This window comes from Pseudomonas urethralis, assembly GCF_021602465.1.
GTDB lineage: Bacteria > Pseudomonadota > Gammaproteobacteria > Pseudomonadales > Pseudomonadaceae > Aquipseudomonas > Aquipseudomonas vlassakiae.
Genome location: NZ_BQIJ01000006.1, coordinates 252,105 through 270,548 on the forward strand (window position 1 = coordinate 252,105; position 18,444 = coordinate 270,548).

The 18,444-nt window shown below is 63.9% G+C and carries 16 protein-coding genes; 6 read left to right on the forward strand and 10 right to left on the reverse strand.

Going from position 1 to position 18,444, the window contains the following annotated elements:
- Window positions 1-45: 45 nt before the first annotated feature.
- From L6D64_RS12710 to L6D64_RS12730, 5 genes are all read right to left on the reverse strand, one after another.
- Complete coding sequence (locus L6D64_RS12710; RefSeq protein WP_176506802.1) at window positions 46-2,478, reverse strand: TonB-dependent siderophore receptor; 2,433 nt, start codon at window positions 2,476-2,478, stop codon at window positions 46-48.
- 220 nt (window positions 2,479-2,698) lie between these two features.
- On the reverse strand, window positions 2,699-3,655 hold the full coding sequence (locus tag L6D64_RS12715) for a FecR domain-containing protein (RefSeq protein ID WP_176506801.1): 957 nt from the start codon (window positions 3,653-3,655) through the stop codon (window positions 2,699-2,701).
- Window positions 3,652-4,170 carry an RNA polymerase sigma factor gene (locus L6D64_RS12720; protein ID WP_176506800.1) on the reverse strand — a complete coding sequence of 173 codons (519 nt, stop codon included), beginning with the start codon at window positions 4,168-4,170 and terminating at the stop codon, window positions 3,652-3,654. Before L6D64_RS12720 ends, L6D64_RS12715 begins: the two co-directional genes overlap by 4 nt.
- Window positions 4,171-4,271: 101 nt before the next feature.
- Window positions 4,272-4,982 carry a 3'-5' exonuclease gene (locus L6D64_RS12725; RefSeq protein ID WP_176506799.1) on the reverse strand — a complete coding sequence of 237 codons (711 nt, stop codon included), beginning with the start codon at window positions 4,980-4,982 and terminating at the stop codon, window positions 4,272-4,274.
- Complete coding sequence (locus L6D64_RS12730) at window positions 4,979-6,916, reverse strand: putative nucleotidyltransferase substrate binding domain-containing protein (RefSeq protein WP_176506798.1); 1,938 nt, start codon at window positions 6,914-6,916, stop codon at window positions 4,979-4,981. Before L6D64_RS12730 ends, L6D64_RS12725 begins: the two co-directional genes overlap by 4 nt.
- A gap of 214 nt (window positions 6,917-7,130) precedes the next feature.
- Between L6D64_RS12730 and L6D64_RS12735 the strand changes: the two genes are divergently transcribed.
- A complete protein-coding gene (locus L6D64_RS12735; protein WP_236192458.1) occupies window positions 7,131-7,574 on the forward strand; it encodes a response regulator in 444 nt (147 codons plus the stop codon).
- A 43-nt stretch (window positions 7,575-7,617) separates the two neighbouring features.
- Here L6D64_RS12735 and L6D64_RS12740 read toward each other — a convergent pair whose 3' ends face one another.
- Window positions 7,618-9,795 carry a malate synthase G gene (locus tag L6D64_RS12740; protein WP_176506796.1) on the reverse strand — a complete coding sequence of 726 codons (2,178 nt, stop codon included), beginning with the start codon at window positions 9,793-9,795 and terminating at the stop codon, window positions 7,618-7,620.
- A 452-nt stretch (window positions 9,796-10,247) separates the two neighbouring features.
- On the opposite strand from L6D64_RS12740, the gene L6D64_RS12745 reads away from it, so the two are divergent.
- Window positions 10,248-10,766, forward strand: coding sequence for a glycine cleavage system transcriptional repressor (locus tag L6D64_RS12745; RefSeq protein ID WP_176506795.1), 519 nt, complete (start codon window positions 10,248-10,250; stop codon window positions 10,764-10,766).
- A 216-nt stretch (window positions 10,767-10,982) separates the two neighbouring features.
- Here the strand turns inward: L6D64_RS12745 and rarD are convergent, their stop codons facing one another.
- The 4 genes from rarD to L6D64_RS12765 form a co-directional block, all read right to left on the reverse strand.
- Complete coding sequence (gene rarD / locus L6D64_RS12750; RefSeq protein WP_176506794.1) at window positions 10,983-11,870, reverse strand: EamA family transporter RarD; 888 nt, start codon at window positions 11,868-11,870, stop codon at window positions 10,983-10,985.
- Between the two features lie 55 nt (window positions 11,871-11,925).
- Complete coding sequence (locus tag L6D64_RS12755) at window positions 11,926-12,900, reverse strand: serine/threonine protein kinase (protein ID WP_176506793.1); 975 nt, start codon at window positions 12,898-12,900, stop codon at window positions 11,926-11,928.
- A gap of 156 nt (window positions 12,901-13,056) precedes the next feature.
- A complete protein-coding gene (locus tag L6D64_RS12760; RefSeq protein ID WP_176506049.1) occupies window positions 13,057-13,821 on the reverse strand; it encodes a TOBE domain-containing protein in 765 nt (254 codons plus the stop codon).
- Window positions 13,822-13,847: 26 nt separating this feature from the next.
- Complete coding sequence (locus tag L6D64_RS12765; protein ID WP_176506050.1) at window positions 13,848-14,585, reverse strand: ComF family protein; 738 nt, start codon at window positions 14,583-14,585, stop codon at window positions 13,848-13,850.
- Between the two features lie 89 nt (window positions 14,586-14,674).
- Between L6D64_RS12765 and bioB the strand changes: the two genes are divergently transcribed.
- The 4 genes from bioB to bioC are packed head-to-tail and all read left to right on the forward strand — an operon-like array spanning window position 14,675 to window position 18,442.
- The gene (bioB, locus tag L6D64_RS12770; protein WP_176506051.1) at window positions 14,675-15,733 is read left to right on the forward strand and encodes a biotin synthase BioB; all 1,059 of its coding nucleotides are present in this window, start codon (window positions 14,675-14,677) and stop codon (window positions 15,731-15,733) included.
- Between the two features lies 1 nt (window position 15,734).
- A complete protein-coding gene (bioF, locus tag L6D64_RS12775) occupies window positions 15,735-16,907 on the forward strand; it encodes an 8-amino-7-oxononanoate synthase (RefSeq protein WP_176506104.1) in 1,173 nt (390 codons plus the stop codon).
- A complete protein-coding gene (locus L6D64_RS12780; RefSeq protein ID WP_176506052.1) occupies window positions 16,900-17,631 on the forward strand; it encodes an alpha/beta fold hydrolase in 732 nt (243 codons plus the stop codon). Before bioF ends, L6D64_RS12780 begins: the two co-directional genes overlap by 8 nt.
- On the forward strand, window positions 17,624-18,442 hold the full coding sequence (gene bioC, locus L6D64_RS12785) for a malonyl-ACP O-methyltransferase BioC (protein ID WP_176506053.1): 819 nt from the start codon (window positions 17,624-17,626) through the stop codon (window positions 18,440-18,442). Before L6D64_RS12780 ends, bioC begins: the two co-directional genes overlap by 8 nt.
- The last annotated feature ends 2 nt before the right edge of the window (window positions 18,443-18,444 follow it).

Below are 18,444 nucleotides of genomic sequence, written 5' to 3' on the forward strand. Positions count from 1 at the left end.
ATGTTGTCTGTTGGACCGTGGGGCCGCGACGCGGCCCCCGTTCACTCAGAACTTGTAGGAAGCACTGGCCACGACACTGCGCTCGTCGCCGTAGTAGCAATAGAAACTGTCGCAGGTGGAGATGTAGTCCTTGTTGAACAGGTTGGTGGCATTGACCGCCACCGACGCGCCCTTGAGGCTAGTGCTCAGGCGACCGAGGTCGTAATGCACCGAGGCGTCGAACACGGTGTAGGCGTTGGCCTTGCCCAGGTAGGTATTGGCCTGGTCGCCGTAGGTGTTGCCGGTGTAGCGCGCACCGCCACCGATGCCGAAGCCATCGAGCACGCCGCTGTGCCAGGTGTAGTCGGCCCACAGCGAGGCTTGCTGGTTGGGCATCAGCTGCAGGCGATTGCCTTTGAAGTCGCCGTCCTGCACTTCCGACTTGGCCAGGGTGTAGGCCGCAGTCAGCTTGAGGTTTTCGGTGACGTCGGAAACCGCTTCCAGCTCCAGGCCATGGACTTTCACTTCGCCGGTCTGGCTGGTGACGGTCACACCGCCCTCGTTGTTGGTGACCGAGACGTTTTTCTGCGTCAGGTCATACACGGCTGCCGAGAGCAGTGTGTTGGAGCCCGGTGGTTGGTACTTGACGCCCAGTTCCCACTGCTTGCCTTCGGTCGGTTTGAACGACTCGGAGGCGGACACGGCAGCGTTGCTGGATGGCTGGAACGACTCGGCATACGACAGGTACGGCACGAAGCCCGAGTCGAATACGTAGCTGATGGCCGCGTTGCCGCTGAATTTCTTGTCGCGCTGGGTGTTGGTGGCATCGCCCTGGTTGAGGAACTTGGTGCTGGTGTGCACCCAGTCTTCGCGACCACCCAGCGTCAGGCGCCAGTTGCCGAGGGCCATCTGGTCCTGGACGTAGACGCCGGTCTGATAGGTTTTCTGGTCGTAGTCGTAGAACGCCGTGGAGCGGTCCGGGCGAGTGATCGGCACGCCATAGATCGGGTTGTTCACGTTGCTGTCCGGCACGTTGAAGCCGAAGATCGACAGGTAGTTGGTATTGATGCGCTGGTGGTCCAGGCCCAGCAGCAGGGTGTGAGTCACGTCGCCGGTGGCGAAGTCGGCCTGGAAGTTGTTGTCCACCGCGAACTGGCTGATGTCTTCATCGGTGTTGGTGGACATGCGGCTGACAGTGCCATCGTCCTTCACCGGCGGCGTGCCCGGGTTATAGGCGCCGGGGGTGATGGTCTGGAACGCCAGGTCCGTCTTGGTGTAGCGCAGGTTCTGACGGAACTGCCAGACATCGTTGATGCGGTGCTCGAAGGCGTAGCCCAGCGCGTAGTAGGTGCGGTCGTAGAACTCGTAGTCCGGGTCACCCAGGTTCTTGTGGTGGGAGATCTTGCCGAACGGCATGTCGATCTTGGTGCCCTGGATCGGCCGGAACTGGCTGGTGGCGCCTGTATCGTCGCGGGTGAACTGGGTCAGCAGGGTCAGCGTGGTATCGTCGTCGATGTTCCAGGTCAGGCTTGGAGCGATGTTGTAGCGCTTGTCATCGATATGGTCGATCTGCGTGCCGCCATCGCGAATCACACCACTGACGCCGTAAAGGAATCGGCCTTCGTCATCAATCTTGCCGGTGCTGGCAAAGTTGATCTGGCGGTGGTTGTCGCTGCCGTACTGCACTTCGATTTCATGGGCGCTTTCAGCCTGCGGGCGGCGGCTGACCATGTCCAGCAGGCCGCCGGGTGGGGTCTGGCCATACAGCGAGGACGCCGGGCCACGCAACAGCGCCAGGCGGTCGAGATTCCAGGTTTCGGCCTTCGGGTTGGCATATACGCCGCGTGGCAGTGGCAGGCCGTCGAGAAACTGGGTCGGCTCGAAGCCGCGCACCCGCATCCAGTCGTAACGGGTGTCGCTGCCGAAGCTGGCGGAGACGATGCCCGGCATGTATTTCACGGCATCGTCGAGGCTGTGCACGCCACGGTCACTCATTTGCTGACGGGTGGCCACGGAGATCGACCGCGGCACTTCGACCAGCGCGGTGTCGGTCTTGGTTCCCGCTGCAGTGCGCTTGGCCAGGTAACCGTCGACCGGGCCCCAGGCGCTCTCGGACGCGCTGGCGGCATTCACGGTGGTTTCCGGCAGGGCCAGGGCGCCATCCGGCACGGCGACCAGGCTGTAGCTGCCCACGCTGCTTTGCTGCAGTTGCAGGCCGGTGCCCTGCAGCGCGGCTTGCAGGGCGCCGAGGCCATTGTATTGACCGTTGACCGGCGCCGAGGTACGGCCGCTGACCAGCGCCGGGTCGATGGCCAGGGCGATGCCCGACTGGCTGGCGATCTGGTTCAGCGTCGTGGCCAGCGGCGCAGCGGGCAGGTTGTAGGTGCGTGGTGCCGACTGCTCGGCGGCAAGCAGGGCGGTGCTGGACAAGGGCGCGGCCACGGCGATGGCCAGGGCCATCAGGCTGGGGCGCAGGATACGATCAACGGCACGGGACATGCAGCGGTTCCTCGACGGATAAGTGCTTACTGCTTCCTTGCCGAGCGAGATTTCAGAAGTGACAGGGGGAATCGGAAAAAAAGTGAGAATTATCAGGATCTGGCTTTCACCTGCACCGGCCCTTTCGCGGGCTCGCCCGCTCCCACAAGGACCGTCCCTGTTTCAAGGACGGTGAGATTGCTGTGGGAGCGGGTTTACCCGTGAAGAGGCCCGTACAGGTTTACTTGGGAACTACGGTCACCCACCACGGCGTATGCCGCTCGATCTTCACCGGTAGCGCCGGCACGAGCGAAGCCAGGGCCAGGTCGGTGTTGGTCAGCGGGAAGCTGCCGGTCACGCGCAGGTCGGCCACTTCATCGGCCACGCCCAGGTGACCGCTGCGGTAGCGGCCCAGCTGTTTCAGCAGGTCGGCCAGGCGCATGTTGTCGACCACCAGCATGCCGCGGGTCCAGGCATCGGCCCCGGCTGGCACCGTGCCTATCTGGCCGAGGCCGTTGGTGTTCATCAGCACTTGCTGGCCTTCGTGCAGGACCAGCTCGTCGCCGCTGTTGTGCGGCATGGCGGCTACTGACGACTGCAAGACTTCAAGGCGCGTGCCATGGTCTTCACGGCGCACCTGGAAGCGCGTGCCCAGCGGGCGCAGGCGGCCATCGTCGGTACGTACCAGTAACGGCCGAGGATCGTCGTGGCCGGTTTCCACCGAAATTTCGCCTTGATGCAGCACCAGCACGCGCTGGTCGCCGTCGTAGTCGATATCCACGGCGGTGTGGCTATTGAGGCTCAGCAACGTGCCGTCGGCCAGACGCAGGGTACGCAGTTCACCGGTGGCGGTGCGCTGGTCAGCGAGCCAGTAACTGGGTGCCAGCGACGATGTGCCGACGCCGGCCAGCAGGGCACCGAGCAGGAACAGGCCGGCCAGCCCTCCGCCGGCCTTGCCTATCCGGCGGCGCAGGCTGGCGCGCGATTGCAGCAGGGCCTGGCGAGCCGGGCCGGCAGCGGCGCTGACGCGCTGGTCGAGCGCGCCGAGCTGGCGCCAGGCACGGGCATGTTCCTCGCTGGCGGCATGCCAGCGGATGAATTCGTTGCGCTGGTCAGGCGTGCCGCTGCCATCGTCCAGGCTCATTTTCCAGGCGATGGCGGCTTCCAGCACGCGCGACGAAACCGGTGTGTTGTTCACCTGGGCTCCCCGTACAGGGCCACGTAGCACTGGCGCATGCCCTGGGCGATGTACTGGCGCACGCGCGACACCGAAACGCCCAGGCGTTCGGCGATTTCGGCGTGGCCCATGCCATCCAGGCGGTTGTGCAGGAAGGCTGCACGGGCCTTGCTCGACAACTTGCCGAGCAGGCGGTCGATGGCCTTGAGGTCCTCGAGGATCAGTTGCTGGGTTTCCGGGGAGGGCTGTTCCGCTTCGGGCATCAACGCAAGCTCCGCGAGGTAGGCCTGCTCCAGCGCCGCACGGCGGAAGTGGTCGAACATCAGGCCCTTGGCCACGGCGGCAAGGAAGGCGCGCGGTTCGCGCGGGGTGTCCAGCTGGTCGCGGCCGAGCAGGCGCACGAAAGTGTCCTGGCTCAGGTCTTCGGCGCGCTGGCGACAGGCCATGTTGCGCTGCAGCCAGGCAAGCAGCCAGCCGCGATGGTCGCGGTACAGCGAGCCGACCAGTTCGGCGTGTGGGCTGTGGGCAGCAGACATGCAGCGTCCCCCGGAACGAATGCATTAACTAACGATAATTATTCGCGATTGTTACAGAGGCGGGGGGTGGGGTGCAATGGACGCTTATCGGATTGCCATCATCAAAGACCGTGGTGATGCGCTTTGCGCCGGCGCCAGCTGGCCAGCCGCTGTTCGAGTTGCAATGGGCTGTCGAGCTGCTGGCGCCGGGCCTGGCTGAACAGGATCAACGCCAGCTCAGCCGTGACCTGCGCATCGGCGCTGGCATGGTGACGCTCATCTACCTGCAGGCCGAAGCGCGCCACCCAGTCGTCCAGCCCGGCTTCGCGCAATACGGTGTCGGGGTTGAGCATCGGCGCCAGTTCCGCAACGTCGAGGAAAGGCAACTGCAAGCGATAGCCGAGGCTTTCTTTCAAGGCCCGGGCAAGCATGCGCTGGTCGAACGGCGCATGGAACGCCAGCACCGGGCTGTCGCCCACGAACTCGAGCAGGTCGAGCAAAGCCTCGGCCGGGTCGCAGCCAGCCGCCAGGGCGCTCGGCCCGAGGCCGTGGATCAGCACGCTGGCGTTGGTTTTCTGCTCAGGGCGGTGCAGGGTGCGTTCGAATTGCTGGGCGAAATCGATGGCCCCGTCTTCGATGGCCACCGCGCCGATCGACAGCACGAGGTCGCGATGGGGGTTCAGGCCACTGGTTTCCAGATCAAGCACGACCCAGCGCTGCTCGCGCAACGAGCACACCCCCAACGGCCGTGCCTTGGGCAGCCGGGCCAAGCGCTGGCGCAAGGCGTCGTCCAGCAGTGGGGCCGCGGGGCGCAGCCAGGCGAACAGGCTCACAACTGATACCGCAGCGCCAGGCTGCTCTGCAGGCGCTGGGCCTGGCGCAGGGATTCGCGCAGGATGCGCCGGTCCAGATGGTTGAGGCTGTCTGGATCGAGGCGGTTGGAGTAGGGCAGGTTGTCGCGGGTCTGGCGCTGGTGCTGCTGCATGCGGGTTTGCTGGATGAAGTGGTAGGCCTCTTCATAAGCCGCGCCATCGAGCGCTTCGATGACCCCTTTGTCGACCAGCTGACGCAGGCGCTCGAGGGTGTTGCAAGCACCAATGCCATTGGCCAGGGCCAGCAGCCGGGCACCGTCGACGAAGGGGGTCAGGCCCTGGACCTTGAGGTCTAGTGTGGCGGCCTTGTCATTGCCCTGGCGGGTCAGCACGAATTCGCGCAGGCGGCCCACGGGTGGACGCTGGCGCAGCGCGTTATCGGCCAGCATGCGCTGGAAGATGCGGTTGTCCGCCACCTGCTCCAGCAGCTGCCGACGCAGCTGTTCACAGCCCTGTTCATCGCCCCAGACCACGCGCAGGTCGAAGTAGATGCTCGAACCCAGCAGGTTCTCTGGGCTGGCTTCGCGCACAAAACCGGCAAAGCGCCGCGCCCACTGGGCACGTGACAGGCACAACTCGGGGTTGCCGGCCATGACGTTGCCCTTGCACAGGGTGAAACCGCACTGGGCCAGGCACTGGTTGATGTACTGCGCCAAGGGCAGCAAGCGTGCACGAATGATCTCGGCTTGGGCGTCGTCGGCGGCCTCGAAGAGGATGCCATTGTCCTGGTCGGTATGCAGGGTCTGCTCGCGGCGCCCTTCGCTGCCGAAGCACAGCCAGCTGAACGGCACGCCGGGGTCGCCGCGTTCGGCTATGGCCAGCTCGATCACCCGGCATACCGTGTGGTCGTTGAGCAGCGTGATGATCTGGGTGATCTGGGTCGAGGAGGCGCCGTGAGCGAGCATGCGCTCGACCAGTTGGCCGATCTCGCCGCGCATTTGTACCAGCGAATCAAGGCGTGGCGCGTGGCGGATAGTACGCGCCAGGTGTACCAGGTCGACCCGCTGCAACGAAAACAGGTCACGCTCGGAAACCACGCCACACAGCCGCAGGTTTTCCACCAGACAGACATGGGCGATGTGCCGTTCGGTCATCGCCATGGCGGCATCGAAGGCGCTGGCCTGGGGGCTGAGGTAAAAGGGCCTCGCTGTCATGTGCCGTTCGATCGGTGCAGCGAGCTCGGCATCGGCGGCGGCCACCACCTGGCGCAAGTCGCGAAGGGTGAAGATGCCGATCGGGTAGCGCTGCGGGTCGATCACGACGATGCTGCCCACCTGCTGTTCATGCATCAGCCGCACCGCCTCGCGCAGCGGTGTATCCGGTGCGCAGACCACCGGGTGTCGCATGGCCAGTTCGCCCAGCGGGGTATTCAGCGAGTACTGGGTGCCAAGGGTTTCCACTGCACGTTGGCGTACCTGCTGGTTGACTTGGTCGAGCAGGCTGCTGACACCGCGCAGTGCAAAGTCTCGAAACACATCCGACATCGAGAACACGCGGATGAACGCGGCCTTGTTCAACTGCAGGCAGAAGGTGTCTTCACCCGCCAGGTGTTCGGTGCGCGTGGCACGCTCGCCGAGCAGCGCCGCCAGCGGGAAGCATTCACCGCCAGTGATCTCGAAGGTGGTTTCCACCCCGGGCTTGACCAGGTGCTGGCGCTCGCCTACCACACGGCCTTGCTTGACGATGTAAAAGTGCTCGACGGGGCCATCCGTGGGTTTGATGATGCTTTCGCCGCTGGCATAGAAGCGCAGCTGGCATTGTTCCACCAGAAAGGCCAGGTGGCTCTGCTCCATCTGGTTGAACGGCGGGAAACGCTGCAGGAACTGCAGGGTGCCCTGGATGTTCTGTAGTACTGCCGTTCTACCCGCCTGACTGTAGGCGTCCTTTTTGCTCATGACACTGACCGTATCGCTACGCCGAACTATATATATCTATATATAGGTGCCGGCCTTGTTGTTCTCGGCCCCCATGGTCGGCTGGCAGCGGGGTGGTGCCCATTGGACGTAAGTCTAGTGAACCATGGCTGTCAAAGCGCCGACGAAAGGTGAGCCGGGTTACGTAGCTTTCGTGGTCATAACCCTTGAGCGGTTTTTTTTTGACGAGATGAACATGGCTGAGCATGACGACATCCTGAGTGACGCCGAACGCGAGGCCCTGGCCGTGCTCAGTGCGCCCCTTGCGCACAGCCCGGTGGTGTTGATCGTCGATGACGACCCGGTCAACAGCGATGCGCTGAAGTGGTACCTGAAAAGCTGGGGTATCGAATGCATGACCGCTGACGGCGTAGAGGAAGCGATGTTCAAGCTGCATTACGAGCCGCGCATTGCGCTGTTGATCACCGACCTGCGGATGCAGCCCTGCAATGGCCTGGACCTGATACGGCAGATCCGCGAATCGGAACGGGCAGCATTGTCGATCATCGTGGTGTCGGGCGACACCGATGTGGAGGAGGCGGTGGACGTGATGCACCTGGGGGTGGTGGATTTTCTGCTGAAGCCGGTGGATCTGGAGAAACTGCTGGGGTTGGTGAAGAAAGAACTGAAGATCGGCTAGTACTGGCCCGGGGCCGCCAAGCAGCCCCGGGCGCAGGTATTACTTACAGCCCGTTACGCGCCTTGAACTCGCGACGGCGGCGGTGCAGCACTGGCTCGGTGTAGCCGTTCGGCTGCCTGGCACCTTCGATGACCAGCTCGATCGCCGCCTGGAACGCGATGTTGTCGTCGAAATTCGGCGCCATCGGGCGGTACAGGGCGTCACCGGCGTTCTGCTTGTCGACCACTGCAGCCATGCGCTTGAGGCTTTCCAGCACCTGCTCCTGGCTGACCACGCCATGGCGCAGCCAGTTGGCCAGCAGCTGGGCCGAGATGCGCAGGGTGGCGCGGTCTTCCATCAGGCCGACATCGTTGATGTCCGGAACCTTCGAGCAACCCACACCCTGGTCGATCCAGCGCACGACATAGCCGAGGATGCCCTGGGCGTTGTTGTCCAGCTCGTTGCGGATCTCTTCAGCCGACCAGTTGGTGTCGGCCGCCAGCGGGATGGTCAGGATGTCGTCGACCGAAGCCGGGGTGCGCGAAGCCAGCTCGCGCTGACGCGCCTGCACGTCGACCTTGTGGTAATGCAGGGCGTGCAGGGTGGCGGCGGTTGGCGACGGTACCCAGGCGGTGTTGGCGCCGGCCAGTGGGTGAGCGATCTTCTGCTCGAGCATGGCGGCCATCAGGTCAGGCATGGCCCACATGCCCTTGCCGATCTGCGCACGGCCTTGCAGGCCAGTGGCCAGGCCGACGTCGACGTTGTTGTTCTCGTAGGCGCCGATCCACTTCTCGTTCTTCATGGCGCCCTTGCGCACCACTGCGCCGGCTTCCATCGAGGTGTGGATTTCGTCACCGGTACGGTCGAGGAAGCCGGTGTTGATGAACACCACGCGCTCGGCGGCCGCCTTGATGCAGGACTTCAGGTTGACCGTGGTACGGCGTTCCTCGTCCATGATGCCGACCTTCACGGTGTTGCGCTTCATGCCCAGCAGGTCTTCGACGCGGCTGAAGATCTCGGCGGCGAAGGCGACTTCTTCCGGGCCGTGCATCTTCGGCTTGACGATGTACACGCTGCCGGTGCGGGTGTTCTTGCGGCTGGTGTTGCCGTTGAGGTTGTGCAGGGCGATCAGGTTGGTGAACAGGCCGTCCTGGATGCCTTCAGGGATTTCGTTGCCCTGGGCATCGAGGATTGCCGGGTTGGTCATCAGGTGACCGACGTTACGCACGAACAGCAGCGAACGGCCGTGCAGGGTTACGCTGCCGCCGTTGGGCGCGGCGTATTCGCGGTCCGGGTTCATGGTGCGGGTGAAGGTCTTGCCACCTTTGCTCACGCTTTCGGCCAGGTCGCCTTTCATCAGGCCCAGCCAGTTGCGGTAGACGATGACCTTGTCGTCGGCATCCACGGCGGCGACCGAGTCTTCGCAGTCCATGATGGTGGTCAGTGCCGATTCCATCAGGATGTCTTTGACGCCGGCGGCATCGGTGCTGCCGACTGGCGTGCTGGCGTCGACCTGGATTTCGAAGTGCAGGCCGTTGTGCTTGAGCAGCACAGCGGTCGGTGCCTTGGCGTCGCCATGGAAACCGACCAGTTGGGCATCATCACGCAGGCCGCTGTTGCTGCCGCCTTTGAGGGTGACGACCAGCTTGCCGCCTTCAATGCGGTAGCCGGTGGAGTCAACGTGCGAACCGGCAGCCAGTGGCGCGGCTTCGTCGAGGAAGGCGCGGGCGAAGGCAATGACCTTGTCGCCGCGGCGCTTGTTGTAACCCTGGCCTTTCTCGGCGCCGCCTTCATCGCTGATGGCGTCGGTGCCGTACAGGGCATCGTACAGCGAACCCCAACGGGCGTTGGCGGCGTTCAGGGCGAAGCGGGCGTTCATCACCGGAACGACCAGCTGCGGGCCAGCCATGTGAGCGATATCTTCGTCCACGTTCTGGGTGGTGGCCTGGAAATCGTCGGCTTGTGGCAGCAGGTAGCCGATTTCCTGGAGGAATGCTTTGTAGGCTACGGCGTCGTGCGCCTGGCCTTGGCGTGCCTGGTGCCAGGCGTCGATCCTGGCTTGCAGCTCGTCGCGCTTGGCGAGCAGGGCTTTGTTCTTTGGAGCGAGGTCATTGATGATCTTCTCTGCACCGGCCCAGAACTGCTCGGCGACGATGCCGGTCCCCGGAATGGCTTCGTTATTCACGAAGTCGTACAGGACCTTGGCGACCTGAAGGCCACCGACTTGAACGTATCCAGTCATTGCTTGCCTCACTCTGCTCAGCTATTTCGCTCTTCTGTATTAAGCCTGTAGCGCTTCTCTAAACACGTTCCAGTGCTTGCCCTCGTCGGATGGCACGAGCGCGGCTGGGTGCGGCCTGCCAGACGGGCTGGCAGACAGTGTGCGTATTTTCACAGGCGCCTTGGCAGACATCCAAACGACGTTTTGTAGTCCGCGCCACGGGATACTACATGAAGCAGTAGACGAGGCAAAATCAGACTAAAAGCGCCGTTATGCGACCGGTTGGTCGCGTATGGTCACGCTGGGAGAACGTATGTTCGCAAAAAACGGGTGGATTGTTCCAGATAAATCTTGAAACAGTACACGATTTGTCATGCCGATTGCCCTGCGGCAGGTTGCCGCGCCTTGCCTATACTGAGTCGATCCCCCGTATTTACGCCGCCTTTGGGCGGCCCGACACCGAGGAAGGGCCTGTGGATCATCTTGTACTGACCGTGATTGCCCCGGACAAGGCCGGCCAGGTCGAGCGCATTGCCCAGTGCATCGCCGACCATAACGGCAACTGGCTGGAGAGCCGCATGTCGCGGATGGCCGGGCAGTTCGCCGGGATCCTGCGGGTGGCGGTACCGGCGGAAAACTACGACGAACTGGTGAAGTCGTTGCAGGCGCTGGGTCAATACGACATTCGCGTGCTCATTGCCGAGAGCGGCATCGAACCGTCATGTACCTGGAAACCGATCGCCATGGAACTGGTAGGCAATGACCGCCCGGGCATCGTGCGCGATATCACCCGCCTGCTGGCGGACCAGGGGGTGAACCTGGAGCGCTTCACCACCGAAGTGCGGCCAGCGCCGATGAGCAGTGAGCCGTTGTTCCATGCCGACGCGCTGTTGGCGCTGCCGTTGACCCTGTCGCTGGATGAGCTGCAACAGAAGCTGGAGAGCCTGGCGGACGACCTGATGGTGGAGTTGAAGTTACGGCCGGAAGAGTGATCGGGTTATCCCGATTTCACGGGGACGGCCCTGTGGATAAGCTGGGGGCGCAGCTCTCCAGCCCAGGAACGGCAAGGCTTTCCGAGGTTTGATCAAAAAACGTACATAAATCAGCCGCTTGTGCACAAAGCGCGGGGACGAGGGTGTGGATAACCTTTGGAGATGTTGATGCAGGCCACGAGCGGCGTGGCCTGCACAATTTTGATCGTTTTTTGATCAGGCGCGCTTGCGCAAGTTCAGCCAGGCGTCGACGCTGTACACCGCCAACCCCGCCCAGATGAAGATGAACGCTAGCAAGCTGCTCGACGACAGCTGCTCATCGAACAGCAGCACCGCTTGCAGCAGCACCAAGGTCGGCGCCAGGTACTGGAGAAAGCCCAAGGTGGTATAGGGCAAATGCCGCGCTGCCGCGTTGAAGCACACCAGCGGCACCAGTGTCACCGGCCCTGCCGCCATCAGCCACAGCGCCTCGCTGCTGGCGTAAAAGTCAGCTTGTGCGCTCATCGCTGTCGGATGCAGCAGCAACCAGCCCAGTGCCAGCGGTACCAGCATCCAGGTTTCCACTACCAGGCCGGGCAGCGCCGCCACCGGTGCCTGTTTGCGAATCAGGCCATAGAAGCCAAAGCTCAGGGCCAGCGCCAGCGACACCCATGGCAGGCTGCCGACTTGCCAGACCTGCTGCGCTACGCCCACCGCCGCCATGGCCACCGCCAGCCATTGCAGGCGGCGCAGGCGCTCGCCGAGCAGCAGCATGCCCAGCAGCACATTGATCAAGGGGTTGATGTAGTAACCCAGGCTGGCTTCGAGCATGCGACCGTTGTTCACCGACCAGACATAGGTCAGCCAGTTGGCGGCGATCAATGTCCCGCTCAGGGCCAGGATAGCCAGCCGGCGCGGGTTATCACGCAGCTCGCGCCACCAGCCGGGGTGCTTCCACACCAGCAACAGCAATGAACCGAACAGGGCCGACCAGAGCACCCGGTGGACGATGATCTCAACCGCCGGAACGCTCTGGATAGCTTTGAAGTACAGCGGGAACAAGCCCCAGATGATGTAGGCACCTAGGCCCAGGAGATACCCGCGGCGCGGGTTTGCAGCGTGCATGGAGAGTCCTTGCTCAATAAAGCGACGCCTATTGTAGACAGAGGCGCGCTGGCTTCTAGAACAATTTCAGCGGTTGTTCATCCAGTGCCGCCAATTGCTCGCGCAAGGCGAGGATCTGGTCCCCCCAGTAACGCGGCTGGCCGAACCACGGAAAGCTCGGCGGGAACGCCGGGTCGTCCCAGCGCCGCGCCAGCCAGGCGCTGTAATGCAGCTGGCGCAGGGCGCGAAGCGGTTCGATGAGGGCCAGTTCGCGCGGGTCGAAATCGTGGAACTCGTTGTAGCCGTCGATCAGTTCGGCCAACTGCCCAAGGCGTTCCTCACGGCTGCCGGCGAGCATCATCCACAGGTCCTGCACAGCGGGGCCCATGCGGCAGTCGTCCAGGTCGACCACGTGATACACCTCGTCGCGGTGCATCAGGTTGCCGGGGTGCAGGTCGCCATGCAGGCGGATGACCTGATGCGGGGTGCGGGCAAAGACATCCTCGACCCGCTTGAGCAGATCCCGGGCCACGGACTCGAAAGCCGGCAGCAAGTCCCTGGGGACAAAACCACCGTCGAGCAGGGTGTTCAGCGAGGCATGGCCGAAGTTGTCCACAGCCAGCGCTTCGCGGTGTGCGAACGGGCGCGCAGCCCCTACCGCGTGCAGGCGGCCAAGCAACTGGCCGAGGCGGTAGAGCTGGTCGAGGTTGCCGGGTTCCGGTGCATGGCCGCCTCGGCGCGGGAACAGCGTGAAGCGGAAGCCTTTGTGCTCGAACAGGGTCTGGCCGTGGTGTTGCAACGGCGCGACCACGGGCACTTCGCAGGCGGCCAGTTCGGCGGTGAACTGGTGCTCTTCGAGAATCGCCGCATCGCTCCAGCGCCCGGGGCGGTAGAACTTGGCGATCAACGGTTGCGAATCCTCGATGCCCACCTGATAGACGCGATTCTCATAGCTGTTCAGCGCCAGGACCCTGGCATCGCTGAGAAAGCCCAGGCTTTCCACGGCGTCCAGGACCAGGTCGGGGGTGAGGGTGTCGAAGGGGTGGGACATGGTGGCTCCGGGGGTGGGCGGCATGCTGGCATGGTAACCCATTCCAAGGCCTGCCCAGATGTTGCCGGTACGGGCCCTGTCGCGGGTAAACCCGATCCCACAGAATTCGTACAACACTTGAACAGGATGCAGTACCTGCGAAGAGGCCGGCGCAGGTTAAACCGGTACCCCAAGCAACACATGGGAAGGATGAAACTGTACGCGTACCTGGCATCCTTCACTGACCGACTGCTCGCCCAGCCAATCCGCTTCGGCAAAGGCACACAACGTCTGCCCATTGCCCAGCGCCAACCGCACCTCGCTGTCCCCCTGCGCATCCGCCAGCACCGCTTCGACGGTGGCGTTCAGCACATTGCTACCCGCATCCGCCTCATCCCCTGCTGCCAGCAACTGCACCCACCCGGCCTTGAGCAGCGCCACCACCGTGGTCCCCAATGTCAGCTCCAGCCGCGCCGTGCTGTCAGGGGTAATCAGTGCATCGATCTCCAGCCCGCCGCCCAATGCCAGGCTGACCCGATCATGCCGGCCCTCCCTGCGCAAACCGCTGACCTGCCCCTGCAGCTGGTTGCGTGCACTGGTGCGCAACATCAGGCGCCCGAGCAGATCCAGGTCGCTGGACTCTTCCGCTGCGTCGAGAATCTGTGCCTGCAGTGCCTGCACTTTCTGATACAGGCGCAGCACCCGCTCGCCTTCCATGGACAGCCTTGCGCCGCCACCGCCACGCCCGCCCGTGCTGCGCTCGACCAAGGGCTTGCTGGCCAGGTTGTTGAGTTCATCTATCGCATCCCAGGCAGCCTTGTAGCTGATGCCGGCAGCCTTGGCCGCGCGGGTGATCGAGCCTTGTTCGGCAATGTGCTGGAGCAGGCTGATGCGCTGCGGACGGCGTGCAATATGCTGGGTGAGGAGGGCGGGCAGGGACATGGGGCGGCCTATCGGGTGATGACCCGTCAAGCTTGCCCCGGTTTTGCCGTGCGTGCCAGGCAATACACATCGATCCTGCGCGCACCTGCCAGGTGCAACAGCTGCGCAATGGCCTGCGCGGTGGCTCCGGTGGTCATGACATCATCGATCACGGCAACGTGGCGGCCCTCGATTGCTGCCTCGCTGGACAGCGCGAACGCCTGGCGCAAATTACGCCGGCGAGCACGGGCGTCCAGGCTCTGCTGTGCCGGTGTTTCACGCGTGCGCAGCAACAGACGTTCATCACATTCGATCGCCAGTGCCCTGGACAGCCAGCGCCCGAGCATGCCGGCCTGGTTGAAGCCGCGCTCGCGCAGCCGGCGTCGGGCCAGCGGTACAGGCAACAACAGGTCTGGCCTGGGCAGGCCTTCCTGATAGCGATGGTGCATGTGGAGGCCCAGCAGTTCGGCCATCAGGCGCCCCAGCGGCCATTGGCTGTTGTGCTTGAAGCGGCTGATCAGCGTGTCCAGCGGGAACCCATAGTGCCAGGGCGCTATGGCCTGCTGAAAAGCTGGCGGGCGGCGACTGCACTGGGCGCAGATCAGGCCGGCCATCGGCAATGGCAGGGCACAGCGCAGGCAATACTCATCGAGCCAGGGCAGTTCCTGCTCGCAGGCGGCGCACAACGGGTAATGCTGTTCGGCAAGTTCGCCGCATAGCAAACAGATATGATTAATATTTGTACAGTTGTAAACCAGTGCTTTTAACCAAGGTTGACAGTTCATAGGCCATCCATGAGTATGCGAGCTATCCGTGATGCGCTGGCGGGCACTTGTACCTCGGCGCCAGTTACAGCCTAAACAAGGAAACGCCGATGAGCGCCAGCACAACTGCAACAACACGTCACGATTGGTCCCTGCCTGAAGTCAAGGCACTGTTCCAGCAGCCTTTCAATGACCTGCTGTTCCAGGCGCAGACCGTGCACCGCGCGCATTTCGACCCCAACCGCGTACAGGTTTCGACGCTGCTGTCGATCAAGACCGGTGCCTGTCCGGAGGATTGCAAATATTGTCCGCAGTCCGGCCACTACAACACCGGGCTGGAAAAACAAAAGCTGATGGAAGTGCAGAAGGTGCTCGAGGAAGCGGCTCGCGCCAAAGCCATCGGCTCCACCCGCTTCTGCATGGGCGCGGCCTGGAAGCACCCGTCGGCCAAGGACATGCCCTACGTGCTGGAGATGGTCAAAGGCGTGAAGGCCATGGGCCTGGAAACCTGCATGACCCTCGGCAAGCTCGACCAGGATCAGACCCTGGCCCTGGCCGAGGCCGGCCTGGACTACTACAACCACAACCTCGACACCTCGCCTGAGTTCTACGGCAGCATCATCACTACCCGTACCTACAGCGAGCGCCTGCAGACCCTGGCCTACGTGCGCGATGCCGGCATGAAGATCTGCTCTGGCGGCATCCTCGGTATGGGCGAGTCGCTGGACGACCGCGCCGGCCTGCTGATCCAGCTGGCCAACCTGCCCGAGCACCCGGAATCGGTGCCGATCAACATGCTGGTCAAGGTCGCCGGTACCCCGCTGGCCGATGAAGAGGATGTAGACCCGTTCGACTTCATCCGCATGCTGGCAGTGGCTCGGATTCTCATGCCGAAGTCGCACGTGCGCCTGTCCGCCGGCCGCGAGCAGATGAACGAGCAGATGCAGGCCCTGGCCTTCATGGCGGGCGCCAACTCGATCTTCTACGGCGAGAAACTGCTGACCACCGCCAACCCGCAGGCCGACAAAGACATGCAGCTGTTCGCTCGCCTGGGTATCCAGCCTGAAGCCCGCGAAGAGCATGCCGACGAAGTGCACCAGGCGGCCATCGAACAGGCCTTGGTCGAGCAACGCAGCAGTGAGCTGTTCTACGACGCCGCGTCTGCCTGAGATGGCTTTCGACCTGGCGGCGCGCCTGGCCGAACGGCGTGCCGCAGACCTGTATCGGCAGCGGCCATTGCTGGAAAGCCCGCAGGGGCCGGAAGTGGTGGTCGATGGCCAACGCCTGCTGGCCTTCTGCAGCAATGACTACCTGGGGCTGGCCAACCACCCTGAAGTGATCGCCGCCTGGCAAGCGGGCGCCGAGCGCTGGGGTGTCGGCGGTGGCGCCTCGCACCTGGTGATCGGCCATAGTTCGCCGCACCATGCTGTCGAAGAGGCGCTGGCCGAACTGACCGGTCGCCCACGGGCGCTGCTGTTTTCTACGGGCTACATGGCCAACCTGGGCGCCATCACCGCGCTGGTGGGGCAGGGCGACAGCGTATTGCAGGACCGCCTGAACCACGCGTCGCTGCTCGACGGTGGATTGCTCAGTGGCGCCCGGTTCAGCCGCTACTTGCACAACGACGCTGCCAGCCTGGCCAACCGCCTGGACAAGGCAACTGGAAACACGTTGGTGGTCACCGACGGTGTTTTCAGCATGGATGGCGACCTCGCCGATCTGCCGGCCCTGGCCACTGTGGCCCGCGCCCGCGGCGCCTGGCTGATGGTCGACGATGCCCATGGCCTGGGTACGTTGGGTGAGCAGGGCGGCGGAATCGTCGAGCACTTCGGTTTAGGCATCGATGATGTACCTGTGCTGATCGGCACGCTGGGCAAGGCCTGCGGCACGGCTGGCGCTTTCGTCGCAGGCAGTGAAGAGCTGATCGAAGCCTTGGTGCAGTTCGCCCGGCCCTACATCTACACCACCAGTCAGCCGCCAGCGCTGGCCTGCGCCACGCTCAAGAGCCTGGAACTGCTGCGCCGTGAAACCTGGCACCGCGAGCACCTGGCTGCGCTGATCCGCCAGTTCCGCCAGGGGGCTTCGCAAATTGGCCTGCAACTGATGGACAGCCCGACGCCGATCCAGCCGATTTTGATCGGCGACAGTGCCCAGGCCCTCAAGCTGTCGCGCATGCTGCGTGACCGCGGCCTGCTGGTGACCGCCATTCGCCCGCCAACGGTGCCTGCTGGCAGTGCCCGCCTGCGGGTCACCCTGAGCGCGCCGCACAGCGAGGCGCAGGTGCAGCTATTGTTGAATGCATTGGCCGAGTGTTATCCACAGCTGGAGGCCGCCGATGCGTAACCGTTTGTTCCTTTTTCCCGGTTGGGGGCTGGGCACTGCTGCCCTCGAGCCGCTCGCCGCCAGCCTGCGGGCCCAGGACGCACGCCTGCAGGTCGAATTGATGCCCCTGCCGGAACTGCCTGATGCCGACGTACAAGCCTGGGTGGACTACCTTGATCGCAAGGTGCCCAGCGACACCTGGCTGGGTGGCTGGTCGCTCGGCGGCATGCTCGCCAGCGAACTGGCGCGCAAGCGTGGCGACCACTGCTGCGGCCTGCTGACGTTGGGCAGCAACCCCAGTTTCGTGGCCCGCGCCGATTGGCCCCATGGCATGGCCGAGGATACCTTCGGCACCTTTCTCGATGGTTGCCGCAGCCACACGTCGGTGACCCTCAAGCGTTTCCGCACCCTGTGCAGCGACGGTGCCTTGCAACCTCGCACGCTGCTGCGCCAATTGGGTATCGGTGTGCCGGACACCGATCCGCTGTACCTGGCCACCGGCCTTGAAGTGCTGGCCAAACTCGATACCCGTGAGGCCCTGCAGGCCTATGGCGGCCCGCAATTGCACCTGTTCGCCGGCAGCGATGCGCTGGTGCCGGCCGAGGTGGCCAAAGCGCTGAGCGAGCTGCTGCCCGATGTGGAAGTCGGCCTGGTCGAAGACAGTTCCCACGCCTTCCTGCTGGAGTATCCACAGGAGCTGGCGGCGGGCATCAAGAGTTTCCTGCATGAGAGTGGCGATGACTGACCTTTCCCGTCCAACCCTGCCCGGCGCGCTGCCGGACAAACGCCAGGTGGCCGCCTCGTTCTCCCGGGCGGCAGCCAGCTACGACAGTGTTGCGGCCCTGCAGCGTGCGGTGGGCATGAGCCTGCTGGAGCAGTTGCCGGATGACGTGGCACCGACGCGCTGGCTGGACCTTGGCAGTGGCACGGGGCATTTCAGCCGGGTACTGGGCGAGCGTTTTGCCCAGGCCAGCGGCGTAGCTGTGGATATAGCCGAAGGCATGTTGTGCCACGCGCGTGGCGAACTGGGCGGGGCGCATTACCATGTGGCTGGCGATGCCGAGCGCCTGCCGCTGCGTGACGCCTGTGTCGACCTGGTGTTCACCAGCCTCGCGGTACAGTGGTGCGGTCAGTTCGCCAGTGTGCTGGATGAGGCCCGGCGAGTATTGCGCCCGGGCGGGGTGCTGGCGTTCAGCAGCCTGTGCGTCGGCACGCTCGATGAATTGCGCGCCAGCTGGCAGGCCGTGGATGGCATGGTGCATGTCAATCGCTTCAGAAGGTTTGAAGACTACCAGCGCCTGTGTGCAGCCAGTGGCCTCTCCGAGGTCAGCTTGCGGCGCCAGGCCCATGTGCTGCACTACCCCGATGTGCGCAGCCTGACCCATGAACTCAAGGCGCTCGGTGCGCACAACCTCAACCCCGGGCGGCCTTCCGGCCTGACCGGCCGTGCGCGTATGCAAGGCCTGTTGCAGGCTTACGAAGCGTTTCGCCAGCCTCAGGGGCTGCCCGCCACCTATCAGGTGGTCTATGGTGTGTTGCGCAAGCCACAGGCATGAGA